Source organism: Gilliamella sp. wkB108, from assembly GCF_001690195.1.
Classification (GTDB): domain Bacteria; phylum Pseudomonadota; class Gammaproteobacteria; order Enterobacterales; family Orbaceae; genus Gilliamella; species Gilliamella apicola_L.
Genome location: NZ_LZGM01000119.1, coordinates 1 through 1768 on the forward strand (window position 1 = coordinate 1; position 1768 = coordinate 1768).

Here is a 1768-nt window from a genome sequence, read left to right on the forward strand (position 1 = left end):
CCATGGATAGCAACAGAGATAAAAAAACAAGCAGGTGATAATGAGACAGCGAGATTAGTGGCACATACAATACTAGGAGCGGTGGTAGCGGAGCTACAAGGTCACTCAGGAGTAGTAGGTGGAGCGAGTGCAGTCACAGGGGAGATAGCAGCCCCAATTATCCAAAAAGCCTTATATGGAGATAGAGATGTAAAAGACCTAACGGAAGAAGAAAAAGATAACATCAGTGCCTTAACTCAGCTAGCGGTAGGACTCACCATAGCAAGTATGGGAGGCGATGAAAGTGATATAACAACAGGAGTGAATAGTAGTAAAAATGCGGTTGAGAATAACTGGATGGTTCAAGCTGCTGTGATTTCTTGGCGAGTTATTCGAACGAATACAATAGGTCAACCAGTGACAATTACAGCAGTAGATGTACTCGTTGGAAGAGGATTAAGTATTGCTGAGGCCGAATCTTTTTTAACCAGTCTTACGCTTGAACAAAGGAAATTAATTGACCTTGCATTAGTTGATCCGATGGGAGATAGTAACTTCGAAAATGCAGTACTAAAAACCTATGATAGATATGGAAATGCAAATCAATTAGCAAGTGAATCAAATGATAAGAGTATAAATAGCATAATTAATGATAATACATTAAGTAATACTGAAATAACGTCTGATATTGCTAATAATCAGATTATAGAAAAAGATTGGCAAGATTATTTTTTAAAAAATAACAATAAAATTGAAGAAGAATGGCATGAGGGTGCCGAGGGAAAATCTGCGGATTCGTTATTAAAACATTATAATAAACATGGTAAGGAGTTGAAATCTGATTCCCCAGAACACTATTTGAATCAGGCTAAAGAGTTTGCAAAGAATTTAAGAGGAGCAAGAGTTGTAAAAAATGTAAAAGGCTATACACAAAATGTAACAAGATATTATAAAAATGGTAAATATATTGACATAGCCGCAGATAAGAGAATAGTATCATTTGGTAAACAATAGGGGATATTTTATGTGGCATAATTTAAAACTTGATAATGTGAGTGGAATTGATAAAACTGTGGCTGAGTTTACAGTTTGGATGGTTGGAATTTTACCTTACGCCAAAATGAAAATTAAAGTCTGTGAGTCTCAGTTTGGCTCATATACAGGAATAAGTGATGTTAGAATTAAACGTAAATTTGATGATGGTTACCCTCAAAGTGCTTTAGGTGATGGTGATACCATTGAAAAGGCTTTAGAAAATACCATAAAAAACTTTAATGCAATGTTAAAAGAAGATGGTTATGAAGAATTAACACCTGAAGATATTGAATATTCAGAATGGTCTGATTTTTAGTATTTATTGAATTAAAGTTCCCAGCCTAAAAACTGGGATTTTTTATATAAGTGATCTGTGTGGCCGAACAGATAAAACTCCACACAGGTCATGCGGAAAATGGGGAATGGAAAACAGATAGTCCGGTAGCGAATTTAGTGGCACATGCAATACTGGGAGCAGTAGTAGCGGAGCGAGTGCAGTCACAGGGGAGATAGCAGCCCCAATTATCCAAAAAGCCTTATATGGAGATAGAGATGTAAAAGACCTAACGGAAGAAGAAAAAGATAACATCAGTGCCTTAACTCAGCTAGCGGTAGGACTCACCATAGCAAGTATGGGAGGCGATGAAAGTGATATAACAACAGGAGTGAATAGTAGTAAAAATGCGGTTGAGAATAACTGGATGGTTCAAGCTGCTGTGATTTCTTGGCGAGTTATTCGAACGAATACAATAGG

4 protein-coding genes are annotated in these 1768 nt (G+C 36.7%); all 4 read left to right on the forward strand.

Annotated features, from left to right (window positions below; translation table 11 throughout):
- Window positions 1-993, forward strand: a 993-nt coding sequence (locus A9G11_RS13315; protein WP_176701283.1) for a VENN motif pre-toxin domain-containing protein, incomplete at its 5' end; no start/stop codon positions are given.
- A gap of 10 nt (window positions 994-1003) precedes the next feature.
- Window positions 1004-1330, forward strand: a complete 327-nt coding sequence (locus A9G11_RS13320) for a hypothetical protein (RefSeq protein WP_065620068.1) — start codon at window positions 1004-1006, stop codon at window positions 1328-1330.
- Between the two features lie 59 nt (window positions 1331-1389).
- Window positions 1390-1527 (forward strand): hypothetical protein, encoded by a 138-nt coding sequence (locus A9G11_RS14525; RefSeq protein WP_176701284.1) that lies wholly within the window; start codon window positions 1390-1392, stop codon window positions 1525-1527.
- 11 nt (window positions 1528-1538) lie between these two features.
- Window positions 1539-1768, forward strand: a 230-nt coding sequence (locus tag A9G11_RS14850) for a VENN motif pre-toxin domain-containing protein (protein ID WP_442902994.1), incomplete at its 3' end; no start/stop codon positions are given.